Source organism: Desulfitobacterium dehalogenans ATCC 51507, assembly GCF_000243155.2.
Lineage (GTDB): Bacteria > Bacillota > Desulfitobacteriia > Desulfitobacteriales > Desulfitobacteriaceae > Desulfitobacterium > Desulfitobacterium dehalogenans.
On sequence record NC_018017.1, the window covers coordinates 1149502 to 1163849 of the forward strand.

Annotated in this window: 15 protein-coding genes; 11 read left to right on the top strand and 4 right to left on the bottom strand. The window is 44.6% G+C overall.

Features of this window, described 5'->3' with window-relative positions; translation table 11 throughout:
• Nucleotides 1-302 precede the first annotated feature (302 nt).
• Both DESDE_RS05585 and DESDE_RS05590 read left to right on the top strand, forming a co-directional pair.
• Nucleotides 303-1532 carry a Zn-dependent hydrolase gene (locus DESDE_RS05585; RefSeq protein WP_014793067.1) on the top strand — a complete coding sequence of 410 codons (1230 nt, stop codon included), beginning with the start codon at nucleotides 303-305 and terminating at the stop codon, nucleotides 1530-1532.
• A gap of 22 nt (nucleotides 1533-1554) precedes the next feature.
• The gene (locus DESDE_RS05590; protein WP_014793068.1) at nucleotides 1555-2016 is read left to right on the top strand and encodes a RidA family protein; all 462 of its coding nucleotides are present in this window, start codon (nucleotides 1555-1557) and stop codon (nucleotides 2014-2016) included.
• Between the two features lie 120 nt (nucleotides 2017-2136).
• On the opposite strand, the gene DESDE_RS05595 is transcribed toward DESDE_RS05590, so the two are convergent.
• Nucleotides 2137-2658 (bottom strand): ureidoglycolate lyase, encoded by a 522-nt coding sequence (locus DESDE_RS05595; RefSeq protein ID WP_014793069.1) that lies wholly within the window; start codon nucleotides 2656-2658, stop codon nucleotides 2137-2139.
• A 292-nt stretch (nucleotides 2659-2950) separates the two neighbouring features.
• Here DESDE_RS05595 and allE point away from each other — a divergent pair, with 292 nt between their 5' ends.
• The 4 genes from allE to DESDE_RS05615 all read left to right on the top strand — a co-directional run bounded on the left by allE (nucleotide 2951) and on the right by DESDE_RS05615 (nucleotide 7334).
• On the top strand, nucleotides 2951-3712 hold the full coding sequence (gene allE, locus DESDE_RS05600; protein ID WP_014793070.1) for a (S)-ureidoglycine aminohydrolase: 762 nt from the start codon (nucleotides 2951-2953) through the stop codon (nucleotides 3710-3712).
• Nucleotides 3713-4668: 956 nt separating this feature from the next.
• Nucleotides 4669-6336, top strand: coding sequence for a PucR family transcriptional regulator (locus DESDE_RS05605; protein ID WP_014793071.1), 1668 nt, complete (start codon nucleotides 4669-4671; stop codon nucleotides 6334-6336).
• A 138-nt stretch (nucleotides 6337-6474) separates the two neighbouring features.
• Nucleotides 6475-7002: a nitroreductase family protein gene (locus DESDE_RS05610; protein ID WP_014793072.1), complete on the top strand. Its 528-nt coding sequence runs from the start codon at nucleotides 6475-6477 to the stop codon at nucleotides 7000-7002.
• A 5-nt stretch (nucleotides 7003-7007) separates the two neighbouring features.
• On the top strand, nucleotides 7008-7334 hold the full coding sequence (locus DESDE_RS05615) for a YnfA family protein (protein ID WP_019849726.1): 327 nt from the start codon (nucleotides 7008-7010) through the stop codon (nucleotides 7332-7334).
• Nucleotides 7335-7336: 2 nt separating this feature from the next.
• On the opposite strand, the gene crcB is transcribed toward DESDE_RS05615, so the two are convergent.
• Complete coding sequence (gene crcB / locus DESDE_RS05620; protein ID WP_014793074.1) at nucleotides 7337-7711, bottom strand: fluoride efflux transporter CrcB; 375 nt, start codon at nucleotides 7709-7711, stop codon at nucleotides 7337-7339.
• A gap of 184 nt (nucleotides 7712-7895) precedes the next feature.
• Here crcB and DESDE_RS05625 point away from each other — a divergent pair, with 184 nt between their 5' ends.
• The 3 genes from DESDE_RS05625 (at nucleotide 7896) to DESDE_RS05635 (ending at nucleotide 10803) form a co-directional block, all read left to right on the top strand.
• Nucleotides 7896-8636: a polysaccharide deacetylase family protein gene (locus DESDE_RS05625; RefSeq protein ID WP_041917351.1), complete on the top strand. Its 741-nt coding sequence runs from the start codon at nucleotides 7896-7898 to the stop codon at nucleotides 8634-8636.
• A gap of 138 nt (nucleotides 8637-8774) precedes the next feature.
• Complete coding sequence (locus tag DESDE_RS05630; protein WP_014793076.1) at nucleotides 8775-9428, top strand: hypothetical protein; 654 nt, start codon at nucleotides 8775-8777, stop codon at nucleotides 9426-9428.
• A 184-nt stretch (nucleotides 9429-9612) separates the two neighbouring features.
• Nucleotides 9613-10803 carry an anaerobic nitric oxide reductase flavorubredoxin gene (locus tag DESDE_RS05635; RefSeq protein ID WP_014793077.1) on the top strand — a complete coding sequence of 397 codons (1191 nt, stop codon included), beginning with the start codon at nucleotides 9613-9615 and terminating at the stop codon, nucleotides 10801-10803.
• An 85-nt stretch (nucleotides 10804-10888) separates the two neighbouring features.
• Here the strand turns inward: DESDE_RS05635 and trhA are convergent, their stop codons facing one another.
• Nucleotides 10889-11533, bottom strand: a complete 645-nt coding sequence (gene trhA / locus DESDE_RS05640) for a PAQR family membrane homeostasis protein TrhA (protein ID WP_014793078.1) — start codon at nucleotides 11531-11533, stop codon at nucleotides 10889-10891.
• A gap of 203 nt (nucleotides 11534-11736) precedes the next feature.
• Between trhA and DESDE_RS05645 the strand changes: the two genes are divergently transcribed.
• Nucleotides 11737-12195 carry a PspC domain-containing protein gene (locus DESDE_RS05645; protein ID WP_014793079.1) on the top strand — a complete coding sequence of 153 codons (459 nt, stop codon included), beginning with the start codon at nucleotides 11737-11739 and terminating at the stop codon, nucleotides 12193-12195.
• Nucleotide 12196: 1 nt separating this feature from the next.
• The gene (locus DESDE_RS05650; RefSeq protein WP_014793080.1) at nucleotides 12197-13171 is read left to right on the top strand and encodes a LiaI-LiaF-like domain-containing protein; all 975 of its coding nucleotides are present in this window, start codon (nucleotides 12197-12199) and stop codon (nucleotides 13169-13171) included.
• 81 nt (nucleotides 13172-13252) lie between these two features.
• On the opposite strand, the gene speD is transcribed toward DESDE_RS05650, so the two are convergent.
• Complete coding sequence (gene speD / locus DESDE_RS05655) at nucleotides 13253-14083, bottom strand: adenosylmethionine decarboxylase (RefSeq protein WP_014793081.1); 831 nt, start codon at nucleotides 14081-14083, stop codon at nucleotides 13253-13255.
• Nucleotides 14084-14348: the final 265 nt, after the last annotated feature.

Consider the following 14348-nt stretch of genomic DNA (forward strand, 5'->3'; position numbering starts at 1 on the left):
GGTTGACGGCTTTAGAGCATCAAGACTCAGTATGGCATAAGTTTCTAAAAGATAATGCCTTCAAATTTTTTAGTGAGTTTGGATAAGGCGTCCAAGCTGTGAGAGAGAAATTTTAACTAGGTGTGATAAGGATCCTGGGAAGTGTCTGCCTTGAATTGAACAAGGGTGAATAGTAAAAGGATAGAATTGCAAGGAGATAATTATCCAAAGTTGCCAAAGACAATAAGCCCGAATTAATAAAAAATAGGGATAAGAATATTAAGACAATTCAATGTTTATCAGCTGTGAAGAGGTGGCATTTTATGATTAGTAGTGAACGGGTTAATCAGCGCTTACAGGAATTAGGAAAAATAGGTCGCAGAGAATCGGGTGGAGTGACTCGGCATGCCTTTACCCCCGAAGATCGAGCTGCTAAAGATTTAGTCACAACCTATATGAAAGAAGCCGGATTGATTGTAAGGGAAGATGCTGTGGGTAATCTGATTGGCCGTTGGGAAGGCCGGAATCCCAGTGCACCGGTGGTTCTTACAGGCTCTCATATTGATACGGTCTGTGATGGAGGAATCTTTGATGGGGGTCTTGGCATCATTGGAGCCATCGAAGTACTGCAGTCTTTCAGTGAGCAGGGAATTAGGACTGAGCATCCCATTGAAGTCTACGCCTTCAATGATGAAGAGGGATCCCGGTTTAGCTTCAGTATGTTCGGAAGCCGCGGCGTGATTGGAGACCTTACCCAAAAAGATTTGGAAATGAAAGATAAAAACGGAATGACAGTGGCGCAGGCTATGAGCAATCAGGGCTATGACCCCAATAAAATAAAAGACGCCATTCGCAATCCGGAAGAACTTAAGGCTTTTATTGAGCTCCATATTGAGCAGGGTAAGGTTTTGGAATGCAATAATCTTTCCGTGGGGATCGTTACGGGGATTGTTAATGAGTTATGGATGAAACTTATCGTTAAAGGGGAAGCGGGTCACGCGGGGGCTACTCCCATGAATCTCCGCCAGGATGCTTTAGTGGCTGCAGCGGAAATGATTCAGGTTATTGAGAGAGAAGCCAAAAAAACAGGAAGTACGGTAGCTACGGTCGGTCGGCTTAATGTTTTTCCTGGAGGAATTAATATTATTCCTGGCCGTGTCGAATTTACTCTGGATCTTCGGGATACCTCACAAGAGGTCAGTGATGAAGTGGAGGCTGCACTATTTAAGGAATTGGCCAGGATTTGTCAGGAAAGAGGAGTTCAGTTGGAGACAGAAATCCTGCAACGGATTCCGCCGGCTCCTTGTTCAAAGGAATTCCAAATGGCAGCTAAAGAAGCTTGTAAAAAAATCGGTTTGGAGTATTTTTGCCTTCCCAGCGGTGCCGGCCATGATGCCATGCAAATGGTCAATATCTGTCCTATCGGCATGATTTTCATTCGTTCTAAGGATGGGATCAGTCATAATCCTGCCGAATGGAGCAGCATGGAAGACTGCGCCGATGGGGTTAATGTACTGTATCATATTCTGTTGGATACGGCAGTAAAGGTATAAACCATGAAAGGGTGAAAGCTTCATGCTTGAGATTGAAGAGATCTTAATGCTAAGGTATGGTTTGGAGTTACCTGTTCCTTCCGAACCGGATGGCTATTATAGCAGGGTCATTCGCACGGGGAATTTGCTTTATGTCTGCGGTCATACCCCGAAACGCCAAGGAGAGTATGTTTTCTTAGGTAAAGTCGGCGAGGATTTTTCAGTTGAGCAGGGGCAGGAAGCAGCCCGGATTGCCATGACCAACTGTCTGGCGGCATTGAAGGAGTATCTGGGGGATTTGAGACTTATTAAGCAATTTGTCCAGGTTATTGGGTATGTCCGCAGTGCGGAACACTTTACCCAGCAGCCTTTAGTGATGAATGGGGCTTCCGAACTGCTTCTCACCTGTTTTGGGGAAAAGGGACGGCATACCCGCATGGCTTTGGGCACGAACCAACTCCCAGGGGGAGCTGCAGTCGAAATCATGTGCGTGGTTGAAGTCTAGGGATTAGGAAAAGGATAAAATAAAGTAGAGCGTGAGATGATCCGGATGCGGATTGTCTCATGCTCATTTTATAAAAAAAAACAACTGTTCGAAAGTGAACAGTTGTCTTTAGAGGCGAAATTAAAGCTGCAATTCAAAAGTTTCTCCTAATTCGCGGATTTGGACATCACCATCATAGAGAGGGGCGATGGATTCGTCTGAAGTCTCCTTGCGGGTAGCCAGGATATAGGCAAATTTCGGCTCAAGTGGAAGGATTCGACCATGCCATACCCCCCGATGGAGAACAAAGCACATATCCCGCTCCCAAAGGAAGGCACGTACCGAGTCCAAAGAGGGCAAAGACTCGGGGTCATGGGGATCCGTAGCAGGCGCTACAGTAATAATGGCCGGTCCCCCGGTCATCATAAAGAAGCCTTGGGTCATTTTAAGATGGCGCTCCAGATTGGAAAACGTAAATTCTTTGCGATCCAGCAAAGCATAGACAAATTCAGACTGGCCTTCATCCACCTCAAAAGGCATCCGATCGGTAAAGACCGGAGGGGTATTTTTGAAAGGGGGGATGCCGGGGTTAGGACAGAGTAGATAACCAAAGGGACTAAAGGCTTCTTTGGTCAAGGTTTCAACTTTAAGCAGTCGGCTCATGGGCAGGTCATCTCCTTTGCAGGGTAATTGAGTTCATTATTCAGCAAATGACTCATTGTTTTTTGAATATTCGTGATGGGCTCTCATCTTCCTTTATCATTTTAAGATAAAGAAAGAAGCTGAATTTCTTAAGTTTTTCATCTTTTTTAGGAAATGAGGGCAAGATAACTTCGTAATATAGGGAATCGCTTTATCATCTTAGGATAAAGGGGAACTTAACTTTATGGCGAACATTAAGAATATAATATCAATTTGAAAACTTCTTATGCTAAAATAGAAGGGAGAATTTAAAATGGGTTATCCTAATGATCTCTTATCCACACGAGCTGTAGTCGAACATGGAAGGTATGCCTTGATCCCTCCTGAGGGGCGGGTGAAAAATGTGCTTCCCAATCTTGAGCAATGTCATGTAAGTATTATTGCCTCTCCTCATTATGGCCCACAGTTCGCTATGTATACTGTGGAGGTGTTGCCTGGCGGCGGCACAGTGAAGCCCTTTATGGAAGAGGGAATCGAGACCTTTGTCTACTGCTTGAGCGGCCAAGGCAAGGTCTTGGTGGAAGGAAAAGAGTATAGCATTGATGAAAGCGGTTATGTCTTCGCTCCGGCATCCCTGGGGATGGAACTTCGCAATGATTCGGATGCATCCTGGAAACTGCTTCTTTATAAACAGCGTTATCGTCCTGTAGAAGGATATTCAGCGAGGATTGTCGTGGGACGTCTCAACGATATGCCTTATGCACCTTATGACGGGATGGAGAATGTACGGATTAAGGATTTACTCCCTACCGATTTAGGTTTTGATGTCAACTTCCACGTCTTAAGCTTTTTGCCGGGGGGATGTCATCCCTTTATTGAGACTCATGTCCAGGAGCATGGACTTTACCTGTTGGAAGGGGAAGGGGTCTATCTTATCGATGACCAGTGGATTCCGGTGAAGAAGGAAGACTTCATTTGGTTTGGTCCTTATGTTCCTCAAGCTTGCTATGGTGTTGGGCGTACTCCTTTTACGTATATCTATACTAAGGATTGCAATCGGGATATTAAGCTTTAAGCGGGGTAGTTGAGTCGGGTTCTGAAGAAGAATCGAAAGCTGATTCTCCAGGATTTTGCTTTCGGCGTTCACTCCATAAGCTGCGCGGAGCAATCTAATCGCTCAAGACCTCCGCTGCGTCGGGTACCCGGCTAAATCGGCTCCTGCCTCATAGCCGGTTGGAAACGTCCTGTTTCCAACCCGACTCCGCTGCAGTCTTTTCGCGAAGATTGCTACCCTGCTCGCTTAAATTCGTTCTCTGCCTGAAAGCAAAATCCTTGGGCAACTCTTTTGGGTCTGAGTTACGCGGAGCTACCCGACCCGGACAGCTTTTCCATCATCGGCTGGTGCCGCTCCGCGGCATAGCCGATGATGGAAAAAAAGCCGGAGAAGGCCTCAAAAGAGAGCTGAAAAAGACCTACTAGCGTAGCTTTACGCACAAAAGCGAACGGATTTCACTGTGTATAAGGCAGCTAAGGCTTCTGCTTCGCTTCACTCACCATAAGCCAAGCTTTCTTTAAGCGGAGGAGCGGTCGGGTCAACAAAGCTTTCTTGACGTAGCGAAGCCACCGGTTCACATGCAGAAAGCAGCGGGGTTTGGCGACGAAAGTGTCCGGTGGACAGTTTCGCTCAAAGCGGCACACCCCAAAGGGTACTTATCCGCTGCAGATGCTGTTAAGAAAGCGAGTTGACCAGCCCCGGAGCTATGGAGTACGTGAGCTCCGATGAAGAAAGCCTCCGGTGACGAAACCATCCAGTGAATGGTTTCGCCCAAGCCGCCCTGGCCACAAAGATGAACTAAGCGGCGCAGGTGGGTTTCAGGAGCTCACGCCCGAAGGTTCGTTGTGCGTAAAGCTACCCGACCCGAAGAGCTTTTTCTTCTACTGTGCGTCCCCCAGCATGACGCGAATACTGGATGCCTCATAGAAGAGCCTTAGAGTCTGACAAGAAATAATACAGTGCAAGAGGTGGTAACATTGGAGATTACAGTCAAGGATCTGCTGAAGGTGGGCCCCCTGAAGACCTCCCAAGTGGTTGCGGGCTATCAAAAACTTGATAATATAGTCAAGGGTGTTACTATCATCGAAGCGCCGGATATTGTCAACTGGCTATCGGGAGGAGAACTTCTGCTCACCAGCTTATACTCCGGCCCCGGTGAAGGGCTGGACTACCGGGAATTTATTCATAAAATGGCCACGAAAGAGGTTTCGGCCTTAGCTATAAAAGTACGACGGTTTGTCAATGATATTCCGGCTGAGATTATTGAGGCGGCCAACGAGTATGGATTGCCTGTCATTGAGCTGGATGGCAGTGTTCGTTTTGTGGATATCATGTATCCGGTTATGGAGCAGCTCTTTAACTCCCAGGTAGTAAAGCTTAAGTATTATAAAGATGTTCAGGAACGTTTTACAACCTTAGCCTTGCAGTGTGAGGGATTGGCAGCGATCTGCCAAACCCTTGAAGAATTGGTTGGCAATCCGGTCGTCGTCTACGATAAAAATTTTAAATGTCTTCACAGCACCAATTCCCAAATAGAGCGGTTTGAGGAACCTGAAGAATTTGCCTTAAGGGAGAATCTGAATGACAAATTTTCCTATTACCGTCAAGCAGTATGCTACCCTGATCTTGACGGACCGTGTATTCCCCAGGTAGTCGTTCCTATTCAGGCTTTCAATCAGCTCAAAGGATATTTGACCATTGTGGAGCTTAATAAACCTATTGTGGAGATGGATTTCATTAGTATTGAACAGGCCGCCACCGTAACGACCTTGGATATGGTGAAGCGCTTTGCTGTTAAAGAAGTGGAGTATAAGTTTAAGAATGATTTAATTGAGCATATTCTTTCAGGAGAATTGAGTTCAACCAATGCGCAAGAACGCATCAATCTCATGGAATGGGACCTCAATCGTCCTTACTATGTGGTTCTTTTTGATTTAAAGAATCTTGATGCTTATCATGTGGAGCATCGCGCCCAACAAAAGATGGCTTTGCAGAGCATTAAATCTGAAATCACGTCAACTATTTCGGGAGTCATAAAAACTCGTACTCGGGACTTCATTATCGGCAATAAAGTGGATATTATTGTTTTGCTTTGGCCAGTTGGGACAAATCCTCAGGAAAATTCTTTGGAAAAGATCAAGAAAATTGCTAAGCAAGCACAAGAGCAGGTCAAGAAACGGATGAAGAAGCTGGTTGTTGAAGTAGGAATCGGAGATTTGGCTCACGGAGCAGAGGAAATACCCCGCAGTTATAAAGAAGCCTTAGATGCTTTGAGCTATGGAGGTATGATCAATAATGAAAGCTCCATTGTGGCTTTTTCGGAGTTAGGGGTCTTCCGTATTCTCTGTAAATTTGCCGAGAGAAACTCCTTGGAGGAATTTATTCCCAAAGCACTTCTGAAAATTCTCAGATATGATAAGGAAAATGAAGCTGAGCTCCTAAAAACCTTGGAAGTGTTTCTGGAGTGCAACGGAAATGCCAGTAAGGCTGCCAAAGAACTGTTCATCCATTATAAAACCATCCTTTATCGCTTGGAGAGGATAAAGGAAGTTGGCCAATTGGATTTAGAAGACAGTAAAAATCGTCTTGAACTGGAGATGGGCCTGAAGATGCTTCATCTTATGGATGCTTCAAATCTGGGGTAAGTATGATAAAACTACCTCAGTACAAAATTCTGTGAATTTTAGTAAGCCTATGCTAATTATGATATAATAAAACTACAGGTGGAGTGAATCTCCACCTGTAGTGCTAGACAAGATAAAAGCAAGAGAGGAATGATAGCTATGGATATGAAAGAGCTTTTACAAAAGCGCCGGAGTATTCGCAAATACACGGATGCCCCCATTGAGAAGGAAAAAGTGGAGCAATTGATTCGTGCAGCTTTACTCTCCCCCACATCGCGCAATACAAGAGCCTGGGAATTTATCTTGGTGGAGGATCGGGAAGTCTTGGAAAAGCTGTCAATGGCTAAAGTTGGAGCTCAACCCATTAAAGGTGCCACGATGGGGATTGTCGTCTGTGCAGACCCTCAAAAAAGCGATGTATGGGTTGAAGACGCTTCGATTGCCACCATCATTCTCCAGTTGCAAGCTCAGGATTTAGGGCTGGGATCCTGCTGGATCCAGATTAGAGAACGGAACTATCAGGACGGCACTCCTGCCGGGGAGTATGTAAAAAAGCTTCTGGATATTCCGGACAATCTTCAGGTGGAATCTATCGTATCCTTGGGCTATCCCGCTGAAACCCGGGGAGAGCACACCGAGGATGAACTCCTAAGGGAAAAAATCCATTGGCATACCTATAAGGGTTAATGCCTATGATTCAGGCTGCCAGCTTATTTATTCTTGCCGGATTGGCCGAAATAGGCGGAGGTTACCTGGTCTGGCTTTGGCTGAGAGAAGCAAGACCTTATTGGTACGGTGTGATTGGAGCCATCATTTTGGTATTTTACGGGATTATCCCTACCCTGCAGAAATTCCCCAGCTTTGGCAGAGTCTATGCCGCCTACGGGGGTGTTTTCGTTATTCTCGCCGTGTTATGGGGATGGGCTGTGGACAAGAAGATGCCGGATACCTATGATTGGGTCGGGGCAGCGATTTGTCTGGTCGGAGTGTCTGTGATGCTGTGGGCACCCCGTCAATAGCTTTAGAATAACCAGCGTGCCAGGACGACCCCTAAAGAAACCCCGCATAATCCAACCAGAATACTTAACAGAACATAGGAGAGGGCAGTAGTATACTGCCCTTTTTCTAATAGAGTAAAAACCTCAAAGCCAAAGGTGGAAAAGGTGGTAAACGCACCGAGATAGCCTACACCGATACCCAAACGCCAATGGGGGGATAGGTTTAATTTATCGATAAAAAGGATGTTAAGAAAACCTAGCAGGAAAGCTCCGCTTATATTGATGATAAATGTCGGCAGGGGAAAAGGATGATTCCAGCGGTTGGTAATCCAAAGACCTAGTTCATAGCGGGAGAGTGCTCCGAGAGCACCGCCTATGGCAATAAGGATTGAGGTCATTTCGATACTCCTTGCAATTTAGGGTATTTCAATAACGGATATTAGCCTTTTAAAACCATAGTAATAGTATAATGTTGATTTAAGATATCTACAAGGAGGTTCCCCCTTGTAGATTTTTTATTTTAGAGAATTGTATTTGGAAAAGGGTTTAGTGCATATGTTTAAACATGGGCTAAGAGGGGGAGTGGATTTGCGTGTCATAATCTTTACCCGCAAGGGTATACGGTTGAGCGCTATGGTTCTGGGGCTCGTGCTGCTGGGGATTGGTGTCCGCACTATGGATTTGACTTTTCCGACCATTACGAAAAATCCGGAAACCTATTATTTAGTTCATACGGAAGAAAAAGTGATGGCCATAACCTTTGATGATGGACCGGATCCTCTCTATACGGGATATATTCTCGATGTACTCAAGGAGAAGGATGTGAAAGCCACTTTCTTTGTCTTAGGGGAGAATGCAAAAAATAATCCGGATTTATTAAAACGGATTCGTGAAGAGGGACACGAGATTGCCAATCATGGCTATTCCCACAGTTATACGACGAGTAAATTTGTTCAGGAGCTCGTACGCACTGACGAGGTTTTGTATGAGCTGCTTCAGGAACGCACGACCTTTTACCGGCCTCCGGGGGGAGTTGTCTCAAGCGCGGTGGTGGCAGGAGTAAAGTCACAAGGGCATGTTTTAACTCTTTGGAGTATAGACAGTAAAGATTGGACGAATCCGGGACCGGCACGGATTGTTCAGAACGTGGTAAATGCCAGCTTTCCTGGGGGAATCATCCTGCTTCATGATGGAGGCGAGAAACGGGAGCAAACCATCCGGGCTTTAGGGCCGATCATTGATCGGCTGAGGGAGCAGGGATATCGCTTTGTCCCCGTTTCCGAACTTAGGAATTTTGAAAGCGTGAAACAAGTACAAAAGTAAAAAAAACGGATTGAGAGTCGCTGGATAATGACCGAATTGTCCACTATAAAATGTGTAATTTCTGCCAAAAGCAGTAACTTAGCCCTTTCTGAGGAATATAATACCATATAAAGTACGGACGGGAAGGGCGGATGATTAGTGTATGGTGGACCTTTAGGAGATTATTCATCTCGCTCAGATTCTTATTTCTCAAGTTATCCAAGACCTAGTTTCCTCGGTCATACTAAGCGGGTTACTCCGATTCTTTCCCCGGAAGCAGAGCAACCTAATGAGAAAATAGCTGCAAGCTTAGCTGCAAGATCAAATGTCTGGCTACTGGTTCCGGCCATGGCAGGGACGGTGGCATATTATTTGTTTACTTCGATATTCAGGGGGGTAAGAAGAGAAGAGAAAGAGGGTAAATCTGCATCGGGTAAGATTGGCAGCGTTGTATTTACCAGTATTGTGACACTTGGACTCGCTTCTTATATTTATTCAGTTCTTGTCTTAGCCGATGGACATCTTATGGATGTATACTGGTCTATTACCGGTACGATTGCTGTCCAAATGTTATATTTTGCAGCAGTGTATACTTGGCTTTACCGTTTGGATGAGAGCAGCTTTGATGTGAAAGTGGAAGATGACCCTATTGAGGAGTTTATTACGTTTCTCTATTTTAGTATTACGACATTTGCTACTACAGGCAGCTCTGTTTTCCCGGAATCCATCACAGCAAGGATATTAGTCGCTATCCAGGTTCTGTTTCTGGTCTTTTCATTTTCTATGGGGCTGGTTTTCTTTACAAGTCCCTAAATCATACGACTTGTTAGTGATAGATATAAACCTTATCAATGAGAAATGCTTCAGGTGGAGTTTTACTCTAGCTGGAGCTTACTTATTAAAAAGGATCAATAACTCATTTCGAATATGCCTGAAATCCTTGCATTTTTGGACAATCTATATTACATTAGTTTCAAAAAGACAAAGGAGAATGTATATGTCCTTTAAAATCAATGAGACCATTACATATGTAGGTAAAATCGACTGGGAGCTGCGCCATTTCCATGGAGAAGAGTATTCTACTCAACGGGGCTCATCTTATAACTCTTATCTCATTCGTGATGAAAAAACCGTATTGATTGATACTGTTTGGGAACCCTTCGGGCGTGAGTTTGTAGACAAATTAAAGCAGGAAATTGATTTAAAAGAAATTGATTATATTATCATGAACCATAATGAAGTGGATCACAGCGGAGCCCTTCCCTTTCTTATGGAGGAGATTCCCAATACTCCGATTTATTGTACTGCCAACGGAAAAAAGATTCTTCAAGGGAGCTATCACAAGGATTGGAATTTCGTTGAGGTCAAGACCGGGGACCGCCTGAATATCGGAAGCCGGGAGCTCGTCTTCATTGAAGCCAGAATGCTTCACTGGCCTGATACTATGTTTTGCTATTTAACCGGGGATAATATTCTCTTTAGTAATGATGGTTTTGGCCAGCACTTTGCTTCCGAACATATGTATAACGACTTAGTGGACACCGGCGAGCTTTACGCTGAAGCCCTCAAATATTATGCCAACATCCTGAACCCCTTCAGCAAAATGGTCACCGCCAAAATTCAAGAGATCGTAAAGATGGAACTGCCAATAAACATGATATGCCCCAGTCATGGGGTCATTTGGCGGGACAATCCTCTCCAGATTGTGCATAAATACTTAGAGTGGGCTGATGAATATCAAGAGGATCAAATTACGATTCTTTACGATACCATGTGGAATTCCACACGCAAAATGGCGGAGTCCATTGCTCAGGGAATTCGTGCGGCTAACCCCAATACTACAGTCAAGCTTTATAATGTAGCTCGTTCCGATCACACTGATGTCATCGCTCAGATATTCCGCTCCAAGGCTATTGCAGTAGGTTCTCCGACGGTCAACAATGGTTACCTCTCTTCGATAGCGGCGATTTTGGAAGAGATGAAAGGGATGAAATTTAGGAATAAGAAAGCGGTTCCCTTCGGCAGCTATGGTTGGAGCGGCGAAGTGATCAAGCAACTGAATGAAGAGCTCAAGAAAGCTGGGTTTGAGGTTATCGACGATGGTGTCCGTATTCTTTGGACCCCCAGCGAAGAGAATCTTCTTGAATGCGTGGAGTTAGGTAAGCGTCTGGCTGAAAATCTCGAATAGGCAAGTCTCAATAAGTTTTTCGGAAAGAGTAATCCCCCTGGGTTTAAGTATGCCCAGGGGGATTTTTAGGCCTATAGAGTTAATATCAGCTTGCCATGGGGACAAAATAAATCAGGATCATGAGAAAGTGAATCAGAGTCCCGGTGGCAATAAAGATATGAAAGATTTCGTGAAAGCCAAGGTGCAGACGGGGTATCCGAAGGATTTTGGCAGCGTAGATAATAGCCCCTAAAGTATACATTACCCCACCAGCCACCATCATGATGAGGGCACCCAAAGGGAGGTTATGGACCAATTGCACAATGGGGACCAGGGCGATCCAGCCCAAGGTTACATAAAAGGCTGTGGACACATAGCGCGGGGCGTTAATAAGCCATATCTTCAGAACGATACCGATCAAAGCAAGGATCCAGACGGCGATGAGCATGACCCAACGCCAGGCTCCGTTCAAACCATAGTAAAACACGGGTGTATAGGAGCCGCCAATAAGTACATAGATCATCATATGGTCGATTTTACGTAAAGTAAGCTCTTTTTTGGGGGTGGTTCTCAGGGCATGATACAGCGAACTGGTCCCATACAAAGCGATAATACTTGCTCCGTAGATGGTCATGGTAATAGTTTTGGAGAGGCTTCCGTAGGATAGGAGTATTAAGGAAACAAGTCCAAACCAAGCGGCAATAAAGGGGATAAAATGAGTCAAGGTATTCATCGGTTCTTTAATTTTCATAGGGGGCCTCCTTCTCTAAGAGCGGCACGGATTAAAATGGTTTATATTTAAATTTTAATCATATTTTTATAGGAACGCAATAGCTGTAGCAGAACAGTGGACATTCTTCTTAAATAAAAAGTTTTTAAGAACGGACTGAAACAATTGCGAATCATCTTACGTAATAAGGATGTAAATGATAAATAAGCTTCGGAGGGATGATCATGACAGATAAATTATACCGCTCAGAAACAGACAAAAAATTGGGTGGGGTCTGTGGGGGGCTTGCAGATTACTTTGATATCGATTCCACCTTAATCCGACTGGTGGTGCTGCTTACCTTCTTCATGGGGGGAGTGGGCTTTTTCCTTTATATCATTGCCTGGGTTGTGATTCCTGTGAATCCGGGGTACAGATCAGGAGTATCCTATCACCCTAGTGGAAATGTGGTGGATGAGATGAAAGAAAGTGTTCAGGATATCGGCAATTCTGCGCAAAGTTTTGCCCAGGATTTAAGGGCAGCCAACCCATCCCAGAGAAAACGGTATATAGGAATTGGGCTGATGATTCTGGGAGTCATATTTTTATTGGATCAGTGGTTCCCCTATGTCTTCAATTGGGGAAAAATGTGGCCCCTCATTTTGATCGTCATCGGTATTGGGATTATTTTGAGGAGGGACTAAGATGCGCCAAACAGTGGATTCTGTGTTTAGAGGGATCTTTTTGATTCTGCTGGGGATTGTCTTTTTTGCCAATATGTATGGCTTTTTGCCTTGGAACTTCTGGATTAATGTTTTTGACCTTTGGCCTTTACTCTTGATTTTCGCGGGACTTGCCTTGTTCTTTAATAAGCGTATTCCTTTCAGTGCTGTTCTCGTGGCCTTTCTTATCGGGCTTGTAGGGTACTCGGTTATTTGGGGAAATCCCTCACTGGATAAACCGATCCCGGGTCCTCACGGAACAGGGAATGTTCTGGGACTATACGCTCCCTTAGATCCTCATGTTGAAAAGGCCACTGTCGCCCTGAATTTGGGGGGAGTGAATATGAGTGTCCGGGGAGTGGACGGAAGATACGATACGAATCGATTGGTTGAAGGAACTTATGAATGGAGTGGACGCGCAAATTTCGGTGCGCCTGAGTTTAACTATAAAACCAATGGGGATACCACGAAACTACAATTCAATTCGGAAAAAAGAGCCGGTTCAGGTGAGGATAAGCTTCTGCTCAATCTTTCCGATCAAGTATACTATACTAAAGTGGAGCTCAATGCAGGCGCTGTCAAAGGAGCTATGGACTTTAGCCGGTTGCAGATCGAAAACTTGGAAGTCAGCACCGGTGCCAGCGATATAGAGTTGAGATTCGGTGATACCGGGGGACGGACTAAGCTGGATCTAAGTACAGGCGCTGCCAAGCTTAATCTTGTCGTGCCGGAGAGTGTAGGATTAAAGATCAAGATCAGTGGGTTTGCCAGTGAAACAAATTTTGCCGGAAAGGGCCTGATCTTGAGTTCAGAAGATTGGGTAAGTCCGAACTATGAAGAGGCCAGGACCAAGATAGAAATGGATATCTCCATGGCTGCAGGGAAGATTAACCTGGAGCGCATTGCCACTCCCCTGAACTCTGATGAAAAGGCAGAATCTTTACAAGCTAAACTATGATAAAAGTTATCGAAAACAATACCCTGCTCCAGAATTGGAGCAGGGTATTGTTTTCGATCGGACCTCTGACGATGAAGCATTCTAGATTCTTGGCATATTTTTTCCGTAGAATATTTCAGCCATTTCTTTCTTAAGCCGCTGCTTGATTTTTCGTTTATCACTGATGGAAAGCTCTTTTTTAGCCGTACCAAAGAGATAATTGTCCAGGTCGAAGTCTTTGAGTATCATTTTCGTGTGGAAAATATTTTCCTGGAAGACCGTCACATCGATCATCTGGTATAGATCTCGGTATTTTCGATCGACATAGTTTTGAATAGAATTGATCTTATGGTCAATGAAGACTTTTTTGCCATCCACATCCCGCGTGAAGCCACGTACGCGATAATCGGCCACCACAATATCCGGAGCGAAGCTTTCGATAAGGAAGTTAAGGGCTTTCAATGGAGAAATCTGCCCACAGGTGGAGACATCAATATCCGCCCGGAAGGTGGAGATCCCACCGTGGGGATGACTTTCCGGATAGGTGTGCACGGTAATATGGCTCTTATCCAAATGAGCGACCACTGCATCGGGCAGAGGCCCCTCTTTATCGGTATACATGGGATCAAAGGGATTATCGTTCGGGCTCTCCGGGTCCAAATGTTCTTCGGCAATGAGCATGGTTACACTGGCCCCTTGGGGATCATAATCTTGTTTGGCAATATTTAAAATGTTGGCTCCAACGATACGAGCCACCTCTGTCACGATACTGGTCAGTCTTTGAGCGTTGTACTCTTCGTCAATGTATTGTATATACGCATCCCGGTGTTCCGGAGTTTTGGCATAGCATATATCATACATATTGAAACTCAGGGTTTTGGTAAGATTGTTAAACCCATAGAGTTTTAGTTTTTTTAGCGGTTTTACTTCCAATTCTGTTTTCCTCCCAGCAGTATAATTTAGGTCAATCTCTTGCTGTCGATATAAAAAATTGTGGATAATCCATCCTTTAATGAAGAATGAAGGAGGAGAAAAGCTCCTGGTAAAGAATACTAAAGTATGTTGGTAAGGGACTCTTTGTATATAAGGATACTATAATACAAGTTTTTCCCCTAGTATAGCATTATTATTTAATATTTCCAGTGAAATTGAAGATAATAGCATCAGAGTTAACTGGAAAATAATATATAAGGAGGAA

Excerpts from the sequence above, each read along its gene's own strand:
- DESDE_RS05585 (WP_014793067.1), top strand. The coding sequence starts at position 303 with ATGATTAGTAGTGAACGGGTTAATCAGCGCTTACAGGAATTAGGAAAA.
- DESDE_RS05590 (WP_014793068.1), top strand. The coding sequence starts at position 1,555 with ATGCTTGAGATTGAAGAGATCTTAATGCTAAGGTATGGTTTGGAGTTA.
- DESDE_RS05595 (WP_014793069.1), bottom strand. The coding sequence starts at position 2,658 with ATGAGCCGACTGCTTAAAGTTGAAACCTTGACCAAAGAAGCCTTTAGT.
- allE (WP_014793070.1), top strand. The coding sequence starts at position 2,951 with ATGGGTTATCCTAATGATCTCTTATCCACACGAGCTGTAGTCGAACAT.
- DESDE_RS05610 (WP_014793072.1), top strand. The coding sequence starts at position 6,475 with ATGGATATGAAAGAGCTTTTACAAAAGCGCCGGAGTATTCGCAAATAC.
- DESDE_RS05615 (WP_019849726.1), top strand. The coding sequence starts at position 7,008 with ATGATTCAGGCTGCCAGCTTATTTATTCTTGCCGGATTGGCCGAAATA.
- crcB (WP_014793074.1), bottom strand. The coding sequence starts at position 7,711 with ATGACCTCAATCCTTATTGCCATAGGCGGTGCTCTCGGAGCACTCTCC.
- DESDE_RS05635 (WP_014793077.1), top strand. The coding sequence starts at position 9,613 with ATGTCCTTTAAAATCAATGAGACCATTACATATGTAGGTAAAATCGAC.
- trhA (WP_014793078.1), bottom strand. The coding sequence starts at position 11,533 with ATGAAAATTAAAGAACCGATGAATACCTTGACTCATTTTATCCCCTTT.
- DESDE_RS05645 (WP_014793079.1), top strand. The coding sequence starts at position 11,737 with ATGACAGATAAATTATACCGCTCAGAAACAGACAAAAAATTGGGTGGG.
- DESDE_RS05650 (WP_014793080.1), top strand. The coding sequence starts at position 12,197 with ATGCGCCAAACAGTGGATTCTGTGTTTAGAGGGATCTTTTTGATTCTG.